Origin of the sequence: Sporosarcina sp. P25, from assembly GCF_002743235.1 — a bacterium.
Lineage (GTDB): Bacteria > Bacillota > Bacilli > Bacillales_A > Planococcaceae > Sporosarcina > Sporosarcina ureae_B.
The window spans coordinates 71,436-89,384 of record NZ_PDYV01000011.1 but is presented as its reverse complement, the minus strand read 5'-3'; the positions used below and the strand labels follow the sequence as shown (position 1 = coordinate 89,384).

21 protein-coding genes, 1 pseudogene and 1 riboswitch are annotated in these 17,949 nt (G+C 40.2%); of the genes and pseudogenes, 18 read left to right on the top strand and 4 right to left on the bottom strand.

What is annotated here, in order from left to right:
• The first annotated feature begins 90 nt into the window (after positions 1 to 90).
• Positions 91 to 2,241: a peptidoglycan D,D-transpeptidase FtsI family protein gene (locus CSV70_RS11010; protein WP_085130393.1), complete on the top strand. Its 2,151-nt coding sequence runs from the start codon at positions 91 to 93 to the stop codon at positions 2,239 to 2,241.
• A gap of 54 nt (positions 2,242 to 2,295) precedes the next feature.
• Here the strand turns inward: CSV70_RS11010 and CSV70_RS11005 are convergent, their stop codons facing one another.
• Together CSV70_RS11005 and CSV70_RS11000 are read right to left on the bottom strand one after the other, a co-directional pair.
• A complete protein-coding gene (locus CSV70_RS11005; protein WP_085130395.1) occupies positions 2,296 to 2,745 on the bottom strand; it encodes a hypothetical protein in 450 nt (149 codons plus the stop codon).
• Positions 2,742 to 3,101 carry a hypothetical protein gene (locus CSV70_RS11000; RefSeq protein ID WP_085130397.1) on the bottom strand — a complete coding sequence of 120 codons (360 nt, stop codon included), beginning with the start codon at positions 3,099 to 3,101 and terminating at the stop codon, positions 2,742 to 2,744. Before CSV70_RS11000 ends, CSV70_RS11005 begins: the two co-directional genes overlap by 4 nt.
• A gap of 173 nt (positions 3,102 to 3,274) precedes the next feature.
• Between CSV70_RS11000 and rpmG the strand changes: the two genes are divergently transcribed.
• From rpmG to CSV70_RS10970, 6 genes and pseudogenes are all read left to right on the top strand, one after another.
• On the top strand, positions 3,275 to 3,424 hold the full coding sequence (rpmG, locus tag CSV70_RS10995) for a 50S ribosomal protein L33 (RefSeq protein ID WP_029054517.1): 150 nt from the start codon (positions 3,275 to 3,277) through the stop codon (positions 3,422 to 3,424).
• Between the two features lie 55 nt (positions 3,425 to 3,479).
• The gene (locus tag CSV70_RS10990) at positions 3,480 to 4,064 is read left to right on the top strand and encodes a 5-formyltetrahydrofolate cyclo-ligase (RefSeq protein ID WP_085130399.1); all 585 of its coding nucleotides are present in this window, start codon (positions 3,480 to 3,482) and stop codon (positions 4,062 to 4,064) included.
• The gene (locus CSV70_RS10985) at positions 4,057 to 4,242 is read left to right on the top strand and encodes a YqgQ family protein (protein ID WP_085130401.1); all 186 of its coding nucleotides are present in this window, start codon (positions 4,057 to 4,059) and stop codon (positions 4,240 to 4,242) included. The genes CSV70_RS10990 and CSV70_RS10985 overlap by 8 nt, the downstream gene beginning before the upstream one ends.
• A 125-nt stretch (positions 4,243 to 4,367) precedes the next feature.
• On the top strand, positions 4,368 to 6,263 hold the full coding sequence (locus CSV70_RS10980; protein WP_085130403.1) for an LTA synthase family protein: 1,896 nt from the start codon (positions 4,368 to 4,370) through the stop codon (positions 6,261 to 6,263).
• A 68-nt stretch (positions 6,264 to 6,331) separates the two neighbouring features.
• A complete protein-coding gene (locus CSV70_RS10975; RefSeq protein WP_099661037.1) occupies positions 6,332 to 6,640 on the top strand; it encodes a hypothetical protein in 309 nt (102 codons plus the stop codon).
• A gap of 12 nt (positions 6,641 to 6,652) precedes the next feature.
• A pseudogene (locus CSV70_RS10970) lies at positions 6,653 to 7,351 on the top strand (YqgU-like beta propeller domain-containing protein); the annotation flags it as partial.
• Positions 7,352 to 7,502: 151 nt separating this feature from the next.
• On the opposite strand, the gene CSV70_RS10965 reads toward CSV70_RS10970, so the two are convergent.
• A complete protein-coding gene (locus CSV70_RS10965) occupies positions 7,503 to 7,685 on the bottom strand; it encodes a DUF2759 family protein (RefSeq protein WP_029054522.1) in 183 nt (60 codons plus the stop codon).
• Positions 7,686 to 7,843: 158 nt separating this feature from the next.
• On the opposite strand from CSV70_RS10965, the gene CSV70_RS10960 reads away from it, so the two are divergent.
• Positions 7,844 to 8,479: an MBL fold metallo-hydrolase gene (locus tag CSV70_RS10960; RefSeq protein ID WP_085130407.1), complete on the top strand. Its 636-nt coding sequence runs from the start codon at positions 7,844 to 7,846 to the stop codon at positions 8,477 to 8,479.
• 60 nt (positions 8,480 to 8,539) lie between these two features.
• On the opposite strand, the gene CSV70_RS10955 is transcribed toward CSV70_RS10960, so the two are convergent.
• Entirely contained in the window at positions 8,540 to 8,782 is a 243-nt protein-coding gene (locus CSV70_RS10955) for a DUF2626 domain-containing protein (RefSeq protein WP_085130409.1), read from the bottom strand.
• 344 nt (positions 8,783 to 9,126) lie between these two features.
• Here CSV70_RS10955 and comGA point away from each other — a divergent pair, with 344 nt between their 5' ends.
• The 10 genes from comGA (at position 9,127) to gcvPB (ending at position 17,671) form a co-directional block, all read left to right on the top strand.
• Entirely contained in the window at positions 9,127 to 10,131 is a 1,005-nt protein-coding gene (gene comGA / locus CSV70_RS10950) for a competence type IV pilus ATPase ComGA (RefSeq protein ID WP_099628925.1), read from the top strand.
• Positions 10,118 to 11,170, top strand: a complete 1,053-nt coding sequence (gene comGB, locus CSV70_RS10945) for a competence type IV pilus assembly protein ComGB (protein WP_158232269.1) — start codon at positions 10,118 to 10,120, stop codon at positions 11,168 to 11,170. The genes comGA and comGB overlap by 14 nt, the downstream gene beginning before the upstream one ends.
• A 14-nt stretch (positions 11,171 to 11,184) precedes the next feature.
• Positions 11,185 to 11,496 (top strand): competence type IV pilus major pilin ComGC, encoded by a 312-nt coding sequence (gene comGC / locus CSV70_RS10940; RefSeq protein WP_099626530.1) that lies wholly within the window; start codon positions 11,185 to 11,187, stop codon positions 11,494 to 11,496.
• The gene (locus tag CSV70_RS10935; protein WP_198166043.1) at positions 11,486 to 11,941 is read left to right on the top strand and encodes a type II secretion system protein; all 456 of its coding nucleotides are present in this window, start codon (positions 11,486 to 11,488) and stop codon (positions 11,939 to 11,941) included. Before comGC ends, CSV70_RS10935 begins: the two co-directional genes overlap by 11 nt.
• Positions 11,934 to 12,233, top strand: a complete 300-nt coding sequence (locus CSV70_RS10930) for a hypothetical protein (protein WP_085130420.1) — start codon at positions 11,934 to 11,936, stop codon at positions 12,231 to 12,233. Before CSV70_RS10935 ends, CSV70_RS10930 begins: the two co-directional genes overlap by 8 nt.
• Entirely contained in the window at positions 12,230 to 12,664 is a 435-nt protein-coding gene (gene comGF / locus CSV70_RS10925) for a competence type IV pilus minor pilin ComGF (RefSeq protein ID WP_158232412.1), read from the top strand. The genes CSV70_RS10930 and comGF overlap by 4 nt, the downstream gene beginning before the upstream one ends.
• A gap of 162 nt (positions 12,665 to 12,826) precedes the next feature.
• A complete protein-coding gene (locus CSV70_RS10915; protein WP_085130426.1) occupies positions 12,827 to 13,333 on the top strand; it encodes a shikimate kinase in 507 nt (168 codons plus the stop codon).
• Positions 13,334 to 13,467: 134 nt separating this feature from the next.
• Positions 13,468 to 13,560, top strand: a riboswitch (glycine riboswitch).
• A gap of 163 nt (positions 13,561 to 13,723) precedes the next feature.
• Positions 13,724 to 14,824, top strand: coding sequence for a glycine cleavage system aminomethyltransferase GcvT (gene gcvT, locus CSV70_RS10910; protein WP_099626531.1), 1,101 nt, complete (start codon positions 13,724 to 13,726; stop codon positions 14,822 to 14,824).
• A gap of 20 nt (positions 14,825 to 14,844) precedes the next feature.
• Entirely contained in the window at positions 14,845 to 16,191 is a 1,347-nt protein-coding gene (gene gcvPA / locus CSV70_RS10905; protein ID WP_099626532.1) for an aminomethyl-transferring glycine dehydrogenase subunit GcvPA, read from the top strand.
• A complete protein-coding gene (gene gcvPB / locus CSV70_RS10900) occupies positions 16,184 to 17,671 on the top strand; it encodes an aminomethyl-transferring glycine dehydrogenase subunit GcvPB (protein WP_099626533.1) in 1,488 nt (495 codons plus the stop codon). Before gcvPA ends, gcvPB begins: the two co-directional genes overlap by 8 nt.
• Positions 17,672 to 17,949 lie beyond the last annotated feature (278 nt).

The window sequence follows — 17,949 nt, the reverse complement described above, 5'->3', positions numbered from 1 at the left end:
GACACACATCTAGTTCGTCTAGATGTGTGTTCTTTATTATTTTCATGCTATAATTCTTATACATAAACTTCCTGAGAAAGGAGATTCCTGTTGAAGAGAAACCCAAAAAAGACGGAGCCGCCAAAAACGGGTCAACGTCAACATATTGCATTTCGAATGAATTTTTTATTTGTAGCGATTTTTGTCCTTTTTTCCTTACTCATATTCCGTTTAGGTTATATGCAAATCGTCAAAGGGGAAGATTATGCACGCAGTCTTGAACGAACGGAGGAAATTGCAGTCAACACGAGCACACCGCGGGGAAGGATTTTCGACCGTACAGGGAAAGTGCTCGTAGACAATGAAGCGAAAAATGCCATCACGTATACGAAAACTTCCTCCACGACGACGAAAGAAATGCTTGCGCTTGCTAGGAAAATTGCGAAGTTGATCGAACAGGATACACAACGTGTCACGATGGGCGATAAACGAGATTTCTGGATTTTATTGAATCCTGTTAAAGCAGCTGATAAAGTACCCAAGAAAGAACAAACCGAACTCAGTAAAGATGAAAATAAATCTCAGAAAGATATTCAACGAGAAATTAACCAACTGACGCGCGACCGGATCACGGACGAAGAGCTAGCTACATTATCGGCGGAAGATTTGGAAGTACTCGCAATTTATAGAGAAATGATGGCAGGTTATGCCTACTCACCACAAATCATCAAAAGCGATGGTGTGACCGATAAAGAACTAGCTGTTGTATCTGAAAGATTGGATCAACTACCGGGTGTCAATACGACTACAGATTGGGATCGTGTCAAAAAATCTGATAGTGCGATTCTCGGTTCTACTACAAGTCCGGTAGAAGGGATTCCGCGTTCCCACTTAGACTACTTCCTGGCAAGAGATTATTCGCGTAATGATCGTGTAGGAAGAAGTTATTTGGAATCGTATTATGAAGACTTACTGAAAGGTCAGAAGACGATTGTGAAAAACGTCAAAGACCGTACAGGAAAAGTCGTTGAAACGAAAACGGTGAAAGAAGGACAGCCAGGTAAAGATCTGGTCTTAACTACAGATACCGATTTGCAGAAGGCGCTCGAAGATGTCGTGTCCAATAAATTATTGCGTTTAAAACAAGGCCCGAATTCAGGCGCGTTGGAATCAGCGTTCCTGGTTATGCTGGATCCGAATAACGGAGAAATTCTATCGCTTGTCGGTAAGAAAGTAGCAAAGGACGAAACGACGGGACGATGGGCAATACAGGATTACACATTCGGTACGTTTACTTCAGCGTATGAAGTCGGCTCCACAGTCAAATTAGCGACAATGCTTACAGGTTATAATGAAGGAGCCGCAAAAATCGGTGAAGTTAAGATTGACCAACCGATCAATATTGGCGGCAGATACAAACGATCATTGTTTAATCCAAATGGTCGGGTGGCATTAAACGATATTGCTGCTATCGGTCGTTCTTCCAACGTGTATATGTTCCGAATTGCAATGGGATTAGGAAACGCAACATACCGACCGGGCCAAGGATTACCAATTGACAAGAAAGCCTTTGATACATTCCGAGAGAACTTTGCGGCGTTCGGATTAGGTGTCAAAACAGGCATCGATTTACCAGGCGAATATACTGGTGTTACGGGTACGGAAACGATTCCCGGAAAACTCCTCGACTTTTCAATTGGTCAGTTTGATACGTATACTCCTCTGCAAATGGCTCAATATGTTGCAACCATTGCAGCGGACGGTAATCGAATAGCACCAAAAATTTTGAAAGAAATCCGTGAACCTTCTCCAGATGGGGAAGTACTTGGTGAATTGGTGGAGGAAACACCTGTGAAAGTGTTGAATCGCTTGAAAAACTCACAATTGGAAATCGATCAAGTGAAGAAAGGTATGCATTATGTTTACTATGGTGCGAACGGCACTGCTTCTGGATTACTAGCAGGTGCACCATATACAGGAGCTGGAAAGACAGGTACTGCCGAGTCGTTTTATTATACAGGTAATAAATCCAACCCTGTTATTCCGACGATCAACTTGTCTCATGTAGGATATGCACCTGCAGATAAACCTGAAGTTGCGTATTCAGTAATCATCCCATATATTTCAACGAATACGAAACGCTATCCATCCGCCACGGCAAGTGAAATAGCTAAAGAAGCACTTGATGTATTCTTTGAACAAAAAAGACAGAGAAACTCAAAGGCTGACAACGCGTCTCCGGACGTGCAAATACAGAAATAACACGGGTTGATCAATACAAAAAAGACGAAAGCCATATGGTTTTCGTCTTTTTTATTATAGGCGTAAAAAGATTTTAGCAATCTCAGGAAAACGCATATCAGAGCGTAATTCATATGTACCGGTTTTGATTTTTCGTGTGTAATCATTTTCAATTATATATAGTTCAAATTCTTCGGCGCTTTTTATTAATTTTTCATTTTCTAATTCACGTGATAACTCGGCAGGTGTAATGCCTGCTTTAACTGTGAAACTCTTCGCGACGATTTCTTCCGCTTCATTTTCCTCTGGAATCGTATCTTGTTCAGATTCTGGTTGACGAATAGCATCTTTCCGCGACAATGTCTGTGCAATCGCCAGCTCTTTCTTAAGAATAGCTATATCTTCTTTTGAATCAGCCAATTGCTTTTGCAAAGTCCCTTCGGATGTCTGTTGCTGTACAAAATACACAATGCCGCCAGCGATCAAACAACCAATTCCAACAGCACGCAATATTTCCTTGATCATGACAACCGCACTCCTTTAGAATGTAGCACTTCCGTTACTTCTTTTTCACTAAGTGAAGCGCGCTTTGCAATCTCAGGGATCGTGTAGCCTTGTTTGTGAAGTGACGTAATTTGATTGACAATAATTGCGTGTATCGTTTTTTGTGGTGCTGGTGCGGGGGGCTCTGAAGAAGGGGATGCAACCATCAATTCTTCTTCAAGCAAACGAATTCTCTTCTTGAGATTACTTGTTTCCTGATGGAGACTGATCGAAATATTTTCCAGTTCATCATCCATAGCACGCGTCTTATTTCCTACAAAAAACGAAGTAATGACAGCCAGTACACCAATACTGAGTAAAATTAAGGGGATATCCATACTGTTTCCCTCCAAAATAACTAGAATTTCCTTCATAATACCATAAGCACATAATGAATGATATTTGAAAGTTTTTGCTGTACAATGAATGAATCCATGGTATAATATATTAGTCGTATAAATCATGCTCATGTTTTACTTATATCTATAGCTATTGAGTGGGAGGGACAGTAATGCGCGTAAACGTAACACTCGCTTGTACAGAATGTGCAGAGCGTAATTATATTACTAAGAAAAACAAGCGTAACAATCCAGAACGTATTGAAATGATGAAATATTGCTCACGTGAAAAAAAGCAAACTTTGCACCGTGAAACGAAATAATCATTAAAACCAAAACCTGCTTCGGTTTTGGTTTTTTCTTACGGGAGGTAGTGCAGTGGAAAAGCAGCATCTTCGAAAACAGGTTATACAGCAATTACATCAATTAACTCCATCTGATCACGAACGGAAATCCGCTATTATAGTAGAGAAAGTTCTTGCTTCGGATGAATTTAAGTATGCAAAGACCATCGGAATCACATTATCGAGATTTCCGGAAGTGGATACGCATCGTTTGATAGAAATCGCTTGGCAATCCGGGAAGCGAGTTGCGATTCCACGATGTATTTCTTCTACGAGGGAAATGGATTTTCGTTTGATTGATTCATTTGATCAGACCGAAGTAGTCTATATGGATTTAAAAGAACCGAAAATAGAAGTAACAGAGTCTATAAATCCACAAGAAATAGACTTGCAGATCGTACCAGGTGTCGTGTATTCAGAGACTGGATACCGGATTGGATTCGGTGGTGGGTATTACGATCGTTATTTGATAAATTTTCCATTTGAAACGATTTCACTGGCATTTGATTGTCAAATCCGCCATAATATAGCTAGGGAGCCGCATGATATTCCGGTGTCCTATATTTACACAGACGAACATATTATAGATTGTCAGAAAGCACGTGAAGCGAATGAATGAATTTTATGACGTGATGAAATTGCTTAAACGTTTTGGTGTAATCATTTATACGGGAAATAAAAAACAGGACAGCATGGTAATGGAGTCCGAAGTGAAAGAACTGTATGACCATCAATTTATTGACCAACAAACATATATTCAAGCATTGCTTGTTTTGAGAAGGGAACAAACTAGCTAACCACTAGTTAATACTATACGAACTACTCATTCCTCGACTCATGTGAAACTTTTCACGCATTCAAACGTCTAAATATATGATGACTATAAAAACAGTATCTAAACGAAACGAAAGGAAGAGATGGAATGAGAAAATTTTCATGGCCTAAGCATTCCGTACTCATTATCGCCGTAATCGCAACTTGGTTGACTACCTACATCGGGTATTTCACCAGTTTCAATATGAAGATCGATAATGCTATGCAACAGTTTATCTTACTAATTAACCCTCTAGCATTTATATTGTTTGTTTATGGGGTTGCGCTATTTATTAAAAAGACGAAAACACGTAACCGATATATTTTAGCGGTTAGTTTCATCACATCTTTTGTCATGTTTGCCAATGCGGTGTTCTATCGTTTCTTTACAGACTTTATTACACTGCCACTATTGTTCCAAACAAGTAACTTTGCGGATTTAAGTTCTTCAATTACAGAGAATTTGAGACTTCTTGATCTATTCTTTTTCTCCGATGTTTTGATTATTTTAGTGGCTATACGTTTCTTCAAGCAAGAACCAGTTCAAGAGTCCAACCATAAAATGGGACGCAAAGTGTATTTTGCGGCGGCGGCTACGTTGATGATGTTCAACTTAGCGCTTGCAGAAGCTCAACGTCCACAGTTATTGACAAGAAGTTTCGACCGTGAATTGCTCGTTAAAAACATTGGTACGTATAATTATCATCTATATGATTTATTTGTCCAATCAAAATCCCATGCTCAGCGTACATTTGCTGATGGCACGGAATTGACCGAAATAGAGAACTATGTTAAAGCGAACCACGCGCAGCCGGATCCGAAAATGTTCGGTACTGCAAAAGGTAAAAACGTAATTCTCGTTTCACTTGAATCGTTACAAAACTTTGTTATTAATAACGATATGAATGGACATGAAATTACCCCATTCTTGAATGAATTAACAAACGATAAAGATACATTTTACTTTGACAATTTTTATCAACAAACTGGATTAGGGAAAACGTCCGACTCCGAGTTTATCGTAGAGAACTCATTATATGGACGTAACGGTAGTGCAGTATTCTTCACACACAGCGGTAACACATATAACTCACTTTCAGAACGACTAGGTGAGAATGGTTATGCTACAAGTGTCATGCACGCCAACAGTAAGAGCTTCTGGAACCGCGACATTATGTACAAAGCGCTTGATGTGCAGAAGTTCTATGATGTAGATAGCTACACAATCGGTGAAGATGAAGCAGTTAACTGGGGAATGAAAGATATCCCGTATTTCCATCAATCTGTTAATTTGATGAAAGATATGAAGCAACCATTTGCTACACGAATGATTACACTAACAAACCATCATCCGTTTGATTTGGATGAACAGGATAAATTAATTCCTGAATACACATCAAATTCCAATACGTTGAATAAGTATTTCCAAACAGTTCGATATATGGACGAAGCGGTTAAGGAATTCTTTGACGACTTAAAGGAAAGTGGTTTGTATGAAAACTCAATTATCGTCATGTACGGAGATCACTATGGTATTTCCGAAAATCACAATAAAGCAATGAGTATGTATATGGACAAAGAAATTACACCATTTGATAATGCGGAACTTCAAAAGGTTCCATTGTTCATTCATATGCCTGGGTCTGGTGAAGGTAAGCAAATGCATGAGCTTGGCGGACAGATAGATATCCGTCCTACTATTCTTCACCTACTGGGAATTGATACGAAAGCAGATATGCAGTTCGGTTCGGATTTATTCTCACCGGATCATGAACCATTTGTTATTTTCCGTGACGGTCGTCTCGTCACAGACAAAAACATTTATGCACAAGAAGTTTGCTATGACATCGAAACTGGGGAACCGTCAGAAGATGAAACGCAATGCGAGCCGTATATTGAGCGTGCTAATACTGAATTGAATTATTCAGATACAATCATCAATGGTGACTTGCTGCGATTCAAAGAACGACCAGATGGCAGTCCTGAAATGAAAGAAAGCAAATAAGTTGATGAGCTGCGCGGCTGCCTATGCCGCGCAGCTTTTTTAAAACCAAAAGAAGAGGAAGTGAAAAAGTGAAGAGAATACTGATCCCAGTAGTATGCGCATGTATTTTAATAGCATGTACGCCATCTGAAGAAGTTGAAAACGAAGAACAACGAGTAGAAAATGAAACAGAGCCAGTAGAAACCCTTACAGCTTCTAAAGAAGATATTCGTTTTGTTGCAGGTTGGTTGAATGAAACGGCAATTTTGTTCGTCGATCACAAAGATGATGAAGATCGGTTACTGTCGTTTGATTTAAAGACAGGAGACATACATACCTTATTTACGTCCACTGCAACGATCTCTGAAGTGCAAGTTCATCCTAGCGCTTCGCAATGACTAGTCAAAACAGCAGACGACTCAACGGAGGCTATCATACATATACTTGATCATGCAGGTACTCTACTAAATGAAGTGTCGATAGAATCCTCGGAACTTGAAATTCAATGGAATGATATCGACGCTTCACAATTACTAATCACCGCTTTCTCTGATGATTGGAGTTACGAAATCATGCGCTATGACGCGAATGACGATACATTGGTAGCAGTAATGCTCCCTGATCCATTTCCTAGTTGGCTAGATGCAGAAGAGTTGGTATATATGGAAGACCTAGATGTAGTAAAACAATTACTCTCTACAGGGGAAAAGACTACGCTTGCGAATAATGCCAACCAATTCCATTCAGCTACAGATCAGGTATTGATTGAATCATTTGAAGGTGAGCAGATACGATATGCAGTATTAAATGCAATCGGAGAAGAGAAGTACTCTTGGTTTGTTGAAGATCATTCATTCGTGATGGAACAAGCTGTATTTTTAGATGAGAATACATTGATGATGACTGTCACCGATCAAACTGAGATGATGCCAACTAGTTTTCTAGTGAAGATACAAGACGGTGAGGAAGTAAAGCGCCAAAAGTTACCAGAAGGCGGTTCTTTAGATTGCAAAGGCGACAAGTGTTTAATAGGGTATAGTCTAGATACTTGGATTAATATAGAAACCGGCGAAAGGGTAAAGTGGTTGGAAATTGAACCGCTAGAATAAGCTTTACTTATAAGTGGTGAATTACTATCTAGGAGGAGTTTGAAACGCCAGCTGGAATGCGTTCCGCCGAAGTATCAATTCTACCTATATCGATGAAAACAATAAAAAATAAGGACATCCCCTGTGAAAGGGTGTCCTTATTTTTTGGAACTTATTTGTGTAGTTGTGGCGGGTATCCAGAATATATGACAGTAGCGATCGTAAATCCTCCGATAACTACAACCGTTACCACATTGAATACTATACTTAACAGATTCCGCTCTTTAAAAGCTTGGACCGTTCCAAAGACTGCTAAGATTGCAATCAATCCAAAAATGATGACTAATAAATTCATTGAGTAGACACTCCTTTCAACATTGAAAAAATGAATGCCATAAAGCGATATTCCTCCTCTATTGTACTGTTAATGAATCGTTTTGTCGAGATTAAATAATGACGATTATTTGAAGTTTGTGTCCACAATCATTAATATTAGACATAGAGGTGAGGTAAATGAGGATACATATACATCCATTAGGTCCAATTCAGACAAATTGCTACATAGTGGAAGATGAAAAGAAAAATTGTTTAGTATTCGATCCAGGCGAAGATGGAGAGGCGTTACTATCAGAATTGCGAAAGTTATCTCTGAAGCCTGTTGCCATTTTGCTGACACATGCACACTTTGACCATATCGGGGCAGTAGAAAAGATTCGAACTGCTTTTGATATCCCTGTGTACTTGCATGTGGCGGAAAAGAAATGGCTTGCGAATCCTGAGTTAAATGGTTCAGCCAAATACCCCGTATTGCCTGACGTCATTTGTAACCCTGCTGACGTGCTACTTCATGATGAAAAACATTTGGAAGTGGGGACGTTTAAGATGGAGACGCGTCATGTGCCAGGACACTCGCCAGGAAGCGTTTGTTATATCTTTGAAGATGAAGGATTCGCAATTGTAGGGGATACATTGTTCCAAGGTAGCGTAGGCCGTACCGACTTGCCAGGCGGTGATACGGAAACATTGCTCAAAGCGATTCACGAACAGTTATTGACGCTAGACGACGAGATGTTACTTTATCCCGGACATGGGCCTGCGACAACACCTGGAGTCGAAAAAGACCAAAACCCGTACTTACACGGATTTTGATCAAAATCAAGCAAACAAAAAACAGCTTTCCGTTGAGGAAGCTGTTTTTGTTTGTGCGGATTAGTGTCCTCCACCAGGTACATGAATGAAAATAGAATAGTAACTAAAACCAACCATGAAGATCATCAGGTATGCTCCGAATAGGTAAACATACATACGCTCTGAAAGCTTCAAGTATCCAAGTAGAACAAAGAAAATTGTGCCTGCTACCATAAGTAAAGCAGCTGGAACCATATTCCCAACATAGAACATTACCGCAAAAATACCTGACCAGAATCCTAAAAGTTTAAACATATTATCCATCTAAGAATCCCTCCTTCACAACATTACAATAAGCTCTTATCCATTATAATAGAACGTCAGCCTAAAAGTAAACTCCAATCGATTTCACATTGTGTCAAAAGAGTGTACTTGTACGAACAGATTCAGATAGTAGCTGCTTACAGTATAACAGAACCTACAATGAAAATAATATGAAAATTGATTTTTGATATTGAATTGACGTAAAGAAATGAATTTTGACCCAATATCATGATGAAAAAATGAATTAACATAAATGTAGTGCATTTTCAAACAATTTAATTCCCATATATACTTCTTTCTAAGATAAAAAGTGGTCTTTTGTCGAATAGAGAAAGGAGAGAACTATGGAAATTGAACAGAACCCTATAGAAAAAACGTGTTTACAGTTGCTTGAGAAAGCAATTCATTCTGAAGCGACAGATATTCATTTTGTACCTACGATAGAAGGATATGACGTGACAATTCGCAAGCACTCTTATTTTTCGAAGATCGGTCAATATCCTCATACATTAGGCGGTCGGTTAATTTCATTCTATAAATTTTTATCTTCTTTAGATATAAGTGAACAACGACGCCCGCAAAGTGGTTCCTTCCACCGGTCTTTCTTAGACTGCAGCTTCTCTTTTCGCGTCTCGACAATCCCATCTATCCAATTAAAGGAAAGTGTCGCGATCCGCATTCAGAAACACGATAAAATCGTTCCGCTCAACCAGCTATGTCTCGATCCTGACTGGACACAGCAATTGGCTGAAGCTGCTGCTTATAAGCAAGGACTGTTTCTCGTCACCGGACCAACTGGTTCTGGTAAAACGACCACATTATATTCATTGACTTCTCATTGTGTATCCGAACTCAAACGTCATGTCATTTCACTTGAAGATCCTGTAGAGAATAATCATAGTCATCTGCTACAAATTCAAGTGAATGAACGTTCTGGTATTACCTATTCTGCTGGATTAAAAGCGATTTTACGACATTCACCCGATGTCATCATGATTGGTGAAATACGTGATGCTGAGACAGCCAAAATCGCAGTTGAAGCTGCGTTGACAGGACACTTAGTTCTTAGCACAATCCATGCGAAAGATCCTGTGGGTTGCTTGTATCGTTTATTAGACCTCGGTATTCATGTAGAAGAGCTAAGACAGACCATTATCGCGATATCTGCTCAGCGTCTTATTACACAACAGTCAGGAGAGACGGCAGCAGTTTTTGAAATATTGCAGGAGTCGGATCTACAATTAGCTACGGAATCAATGGTGAATGGCCTACGGTTTACGATTCCTGTTAATAAGAAAATCGAAGTGCAGCAAGCTTTGTATGAAAAGGTGCTATATGGAACGGATTAAATTTTTCGGTCCATCCTCCAATAAAAAAATTATAAAGCCAGCGGAGTTTCTAGTACGACTTTCGGTGTTATTACAAGAAGGATATACCTTTCATGAAGGTCTCATTCTAATATTGCCCTATCATACGAAAGAGTATGAGGAAAAACTTCGACAAGTAGAAGAAGAGTTGAAGATGGGGTATGGTGTTTCACATATTTTGAAGAGTTTAGGTTTTGGCAAAAGTACGATGTTGCCGATCGTTATTGCGGAAGTGGATGGCAATTTGATACGCGCCTTGAAAGAAGTAGCGGATCGTGTCAATCGAAAGACGGAGAAGCAAAAACAAGTTCGTAAACTGTTGGCGTACCCAAGTGTCCTGTTTTCCTTCTTATTGATTTTGTTAGTCGCTTTTCGGCAATTTTTCTTACCGAATTTTGAAGCATTGACTGTAATGCGGGCGGATGACAATGGAGGAATCGTTCACTTATTACCAAAACTCGTTTCATCTATACCAGATCTCTTATTGTCCATGGCTATTATATGTGCTGTTGGTTTTCTTTTAGTTCGAATGTGGTTAACTAGATTGTCCCCGTCTGAAATTTTACGCCATATATTAAAAATACCTGGAATCAAAACATTCTACGGTGAAATGAAAACTAGAGATTTCGCCAGTGAGCTCGGAAGTTTGTTGCAGTCTGGACTTTCTATGCAAAGCGCATTAGCTGTTCTAGCGGAGCAGACAGAGGATCCTATATTAGCGGTCATCACAAACGAATTAAGTGAACATGTCATTTATGGTGAATCATTGCACGAAGCAATCCGTTTAACAGATGGTCTATCGCCACGTCTCGCAGATTTTGCAAAACACGGGGCTGATACGGGATACTTACCGAAAGAACTTATGCTATATAGCGAACATACGAGTGAACAATTGGAGGAGAAGGTTAATCAATGGATAACGATTTTACAGCCTGCCTTATTTGGTGTTTTGGCGGTTTGTATTTTATTGTCCTATTTATCTATTTTATTGCCTGTTTATAAAATGATCGACAACATTTAAAAGGAGGGAAAGTGTTGCTGAAGAATGAAAAAGGTTTTACGTTGATTGAAATGATGATCGTGTTGCTAATAATTACTGTTTTAATCTTGATTGCAATCCCGAATGTTACGAAGCATTCTAAATCGATTGATGAAAAGGGCTGTGAAGCGTATGTCAAAATGGTAGAAGGCCAAGTGCAGGCATACAAGATGGATAAAAAAACGATTCCAACGATTTCATCACTAACTACAGAAGGGTATTTACCAGCTGAACCTGCGTGTCCGAATGGCAGTGCAATTTCGATCGATATGGAAGGAAAAGTAAAGGCTGCAAATAGTGGAGGTTAAGCGTATTTTCAATGATCAACATGGATTCACCTTTTTGGAACTCTTGTTGGTCCTATCCATCATGACGATATTGACAGCCATCATTCTTCCTTTTAGTGAAAAACACCTGGAAAAAGAATCCGAAAAGGATGCACTGAAGCAATTCATTGCGTCTGTTCATGAGATGCAGCTATATGCAATGACACATAAAGAAAGTGTTGCTTTGACATTTGGTGAAAGTGGAGCAACTTATAAGGCGGAAAAAATTGATATGAAAGAAACGCTAATACGTGGAATATTTCCTGAAGGCATGTACAGGACTAAACATTCTCCGCTTAAAAGAATAGAGTTTTCTGAAACAGGATACATGGTGAAAACAGGAAAGATGTATTTTTCTACACAAAGCAAAGGTGAAATTTTTATCTCGTTTCAGTTTGAGAGAGGAAGGATGATAGTCAATGAATGAAAAAGGGCAATCGTGGCCGGAAGCTATGTTGTCGTTACTCGTTGCCATGGTGATATTTGGATCTCTAATACCGATGGCCAACATATTGACATCGTCCGCCACCGGAAAAAAACAAGCGATGATTGCCAGTCAAACAGCCTACCAAGCAGCTATTCTAAACAAAGCATCGGGACAAGTGACAGGGAGCAGATTTCACGAAGATCTACAGTATGATTGGATCGTTAGCGATAGTCGAATTTGTGTGGGCTATGAAATACAACAAGTCGCAAATCATAAATGTGTGAGTCTATGATGCAGTTGAATGAAAAGGGATATTCACTAGTTGAGAGTATCATTCATCTACTTATATTCATGATGCTAATTCAATTAACAGTTTTATTTTTCTACTGGAAAGCACCCGTAGATAATGTTTACCACGGAGATCTGCTTGGCGAGTGGGAGTTATTTTCTTTGGAATTACAGGAATTATTGGAAAAAGTAACTGTAGTGGAGGAAGTGAAATCTACGCTCATTACGTTCCATACCCAAAAAGGAAGCATTACTATACAGCAATACGATAAAATGCTTCGTAAGGTTGTGAATGGAACAGGTCATGTCCCTTTGTTGATGAATGTGAAATCCAGTAAATTTACTGTGAAGGATAGCGAATTGAAGCTTGCTGTCAAAATGAAGGATGGTATGCGTAAAGAAAGGACGTTTGCTATTGGATTATATCAAGAATGAGAAGGGAGGATCATTTATTTTCGCGATTGTTTTATTATTTTTGGTAAGTCTCTTTCTTTTCTCCCTCGTTTCATGGCATGATAGTATCTACAGAATATACGACTGGCTCGAAATCTATTATGAGCGTAAAGCAGTTGAATTAATGAAACGGGATGGATGAAAATGAAAAGGATTTATTTAGTGGGATTCATGGGATGTGGAAAAAGCGCAATCGGTAAACGGCTGCATACGTTAACAGGCATTCCGTTCTTTGATATGGATCATGAAATTTCAGAACAAATGCAAATGACGATTCCTGAGATATTCGATCAGTACGGAGAGTTGTATTTCCGGCAGTTGGAGACGGAATTCCTCGAAAAATTTCCAGAAGAATTTTGTATTGTAGCCACTGGTGGAGGCGTGGCGGTAAAGGAAGAAAATATACAATTGATGCGTGAAACGGGCATCGTATTTTTCCTCAATGCATCATTCCGCGATATTTGGCGCAGAATCTCGACTGATGTCAATCGCCCTATTGTACAACAATCTTCGCGGCAAGAATTAGAAGCGCTCTATAAAAAACGTAAGTCGAAGTATTTACAGTCTGCTCATTTCACTGTGGAGACTACGGGCAAATCTTTAACGGACATTGCAGAATATATTATCTTTCAAATTGAGAGATATCAATAATTCGTTGAAAAAGCGAATGATTTGGTTTATAATCAAAATATCATTCGCTTTTATGCCTTCTTAATAAATAGATTGCGCTTACTTCTATGAAATGTTAAGATATCAGTGAAGAAAAAATTAACTCAATAATGCGAATGATTGTATGGGGAGAGCGCGCATTAGGCGCCGCCGAAGGAGCAAGTAACGAATGTTATGAATCTCTCAGGTAACAAAACGCATACATGACGCATCTCTGGAGAGTGCTGAGCAATCAGCGGCCGAAGAAAGTATGGAAACTGTAAAGCTTTCAGGCAAAAGGACAGGGGTTCTCTTTTATAGGAGACCCCTGTCCTTTTTTTGATGAAATACATACTGATCGTTCTTTGATCAGAACAAAAAGGAGGAAACAGTTTGACGAATCAATTATTGCGCACGCCGTTATTTGAAAGTTATAAAGAGTACGGAGGTAAAACAATCGATTTTGGCGGCTGGGAGTTGCCTGTGCAGTTTTCTAGTATTAAAGCAGAACATGAAGCCGTTCGGACAAAAGCAGGTTTGTTTGATGTCTCGCATATGGGAGAAGTGTTTGTTAGTGGTAGCGGAGCACTCGACTATTTGCAGAAGCTCGTGACGAATGACGTATCCAAACTAACGATTGGCCAAGCACAGTATACAGTGATGTGTAATGAGCAAGGTGGAACGATCGATGACTTTTTAATTTATAAATTAGAGGAAGAGCGCTATTTATTGGTAGTCAATGCATCGAATATTGAAAAAGATGTAGCTTGGATGGAAAAACAACAAATTGACAATGTCGTCATTGATAACCAATCTTCCAATTACGCTTTACTTGCACTGCAAGGACCGGTGGCGGAGTCGGTATTACAGAAACTGACGGATGAGTCGCTTAAAGAAATCAAATTTTTCCGTTTTAAAGAACATGTTCAAGTGGGCGGAGAAGATGTACTTGTTTCACGTACGGGTTATACAGGAGAAAATGGGTTTGAAATCTACGGTACACCTGAAGCAATCCAGAACCTGTGGTCAAAAATTTTACAAGAAGGCAAAGAAGACGGTGTGGTACCTGCAGGCCTTGGTGCACGAGACACATTGCGCTTTGAAGCGGGACTCCCTCTTTACGGTCAAGAACTGAGAGAGGATATTTCTCCATTAGAAGCAGGCCTTGGTTTCGTCGTAAAAGTGAAGAAAGAAGAGGATTTCATTGGTAAAGATATTCTTGTGAAGCAAAAAGAACAAGGGATAGAACGTAAGCTTGTCGGACTTGAAATGATCGATAAAGGAATTCCGCGTACTGGTTATAAAGTGTTTGAGGGTGACCGAGAGATTGGCGAAGTCACAACTGGTACGCAATCTCCTACATTAAAAAAGAACATCGGTTTTGCGCTTCTATCCACAGAATTTGCGGAACTTGGCACGGAAGTAGAAGTCGAAATCCGCGCAAAACGTCTGAAAGCAAAAGTCATTGCAACACCTTTCTATAAAAGATCATAAGTGAAAAGGGGTAAAAAATTATGAAGCATCGTTATCTACCTATGACGGAGCAAGACCAGAAAGATATGCTCGAAACAATCGGCGTTTCTTCCATTGATGAACTTTTCTCGGATATTCCGGAAAAGGTACGTTTTAAAGGCGAATATCAAATTAAACCAGCCAAATCCGAAACATCTCTCCTAAAAGAACTGGGGCGTTTGGCTGCGAAAAATGTCAACGCTCAAGAGTATGCATCGTTCCTAGGAGCGGGAGTTTATGATCACTATCGTCCGATTATCGTAGATCATGTCATTTCACGTTCTGAGTTTTATACAGCGTACACACCATACCAGCCCGAAATTTCACAAGGTGAGTTACAGGCGATTTTCGAATTCCAGACGATGATCTGTGAATTGACAGGGATGGAACTAGCGAACTCTTCCATGTACGACGGAGGAACGGCACTTGCAGAAGCAGGAACACTTGCTGCAGGGCATACGCGCCGTAAGAAGTTACTTGTGTCCGCTACTGTTCACAATGAATCACACGCAGTCGTGAAATCATACGCTGACGGACAATACATTGAAGTCGTAACGATCCCACATACAAACGGTGTAACGGATATCGATAAGCTAAAAGAACTGATTGATGATGAGACTGCAGCAGTACTCGTTCAATATCCGAACTTCTACGGACAAGTAGAGGACCTTCAGGCAATCAGCGATATTGCACATGACAATGGTGCACTATCGATCGTCTCAGCAAATCCACTTGCACTGGGGCTATTGACACCGCCTGGAGCGCTTGGAGCGGATATTACAGTTGGAGATGCACAACCATTCGGAATCGCAGAATCATTCGGTGGACCACATTGTGGATATTTCGCAGTATCGAAAAAGTTGATGCGTAAAGTTCCTGGCCGTCTAGTTGGTGAGACGAATGACGATCAAGGGCGTAGAGGATACGTACTGACATTGCAGGCGCGTGAGCAACATATTCGTCGTGACAAAGCAACATCCAATATTTGTTCGAACCAAGCTCTGAACGCTCTTGCGGCATCTGTTGCGATGACAGCTCTTGGTAAGGAAGGAATTAAAGAAATCGCATATCAGAACATCGCGAAAACGGCCTACGCGAAACAAGCATTTGAAAAAGCTGGATTCGAAGTGAAATTTGGTTCTGCGCATTTTAATGAACTTGTAGTGGATTGTAAATCACCTATTAAAGATGTCAATAAACGCCTGCTTGAACAAGGAATTATTGGTGGATATGATCTAAGTCTAGTAGATGAAAGTCTAGCGAATCACGCACTGATCGCTGTTACAGAACAACGTACGAAAGAAGAAATCGATGCATACGTGCAAGAACTGGAGGCTATCCATGCATAAGGACAATCAATCACTCATTTTTGAACTATCCCAACCTGGCCGAATCGGTTATAGCTTACCTGAATTAGATGTACCTGAAGTAGATGTTACATCCATTTTATCTCAAGGTGTAATTCGTACGGAAGAAGCAGAACTGCCCGAAGTATCTGAGTTGGACATCATGCGTCACTATACTGCATTGTCCAATCGTAATCACGGTGTCGACACAGGATTCTATCCATTAGGTTCTTGTACGATGAAATACAATCCGAAGATCAACGAAGCAGTAGCACGTTTCCCAGGATTCGCACGCGTTCACCCGCTGCAAGACGAATCTACTGTACAAGGTGCACTTGAAGTAGTGTACGATTTGCAAGAACACTTGGCTGAAATCACGGGTATGCCACAAGTTACATTACAACCTGCAGCAGGCGCGCACGGAGAGTGGACAGCATTGATGATGATTCGTGCTTTCCATGAAGCGAATGGTGATACGCAGCGTACGAAAGTACTTGTACCCGACTCCGCTCATGGAACAAACCCGGCTTCTGCAACGGTTGCTGGCTTTGATACCGTGACAGTGAAGTCGAATGAAAAAGGCTTAGTAGATCTTGAAGATTTGAAATCAAAAGTAGGTCCTGACACGGCAGCGTTGATGTTGACGAATCCGAACACGCTTGGTCTTTTCGAAGAAGATATCTTAGAAATGGCGGCAGTGGTTCATGGAGTAGGCGGAAAGCTGTATTATGACGGAGCGAACTTGAATGCGGTTATGTCTAAAGCACGCCCTGGCGACATGGGCTTTGATGCGGTTCACTTGAACTTGCATAAGACGTTCACAGGCCCTCACGGTGGTGGCGGACCAGGTTCAGGTCCAGTTGGAGTAACGGAGGAATTGGCTGCTTTCATGCCAAAACCTGTTGTTGAAAAAGTAGATGATCGCTTCATATTGAACTATGACGTGCCACAATCCATTGGTCGTGTGAAGCCGTACTACGGAAACTTCGGTATTTACCTACGTGCATATACGTATATTCGTTCAATGGGTCCAGACGGCTTAAAAGCGGTTACGGAATACGCAGTGCTTAATGCCAACTATATGATGCGTCGCCTAGAACCATACTTTGATCTTCCCTATACACAGCACTGTAAACACGAATTTGTTTTATCCGGTCGTCGTCAGAAGAAACTTGGCGCACGTACACTCGATATGGCGAAGCGTTTGCTAGACTTTGGTTATCATCCGCCAACAATCTATTTCCCTTTGAACGTGGAAGAAGCCATGATGATCGAGCCGACAGAAACAGAATCAAAAGAAACGTTGGATAACTTCATTGAAGCGATGATTCAAATCGCCAAAGAAGTAGAAGAAAATCCTGAAATCGTTCAAGAAGCACCACATACAACAGTCATCGGCCGCCTAGATGAAACAAAGGCAGCACGTAAGCCGGTGTTGCGTTATATAAAAGAACAATCACCAGTAGAAGAAACGGTACAATAATAAAATAGATTGAATGGAGCGCCGCTAAAAGTTAGCGGTGCTCTTTGAATTGCAAATAATTTAACCATTTAATAACTCTTCTGTTATACATGTTCCGTTTGAAGAATACTATATTAAGAGTGCATAGTTAGTTGAAGGAGAATTAATGATTCGATTTATATATGTGATAAACTTCATGAATCATGGAGATATCCTGCAATATGTGAAGCCTACATATCAATACTATTAAGACTAAAACTAGTTCTAAACACAGTCTTGTAAAATCAAAATCGTATATT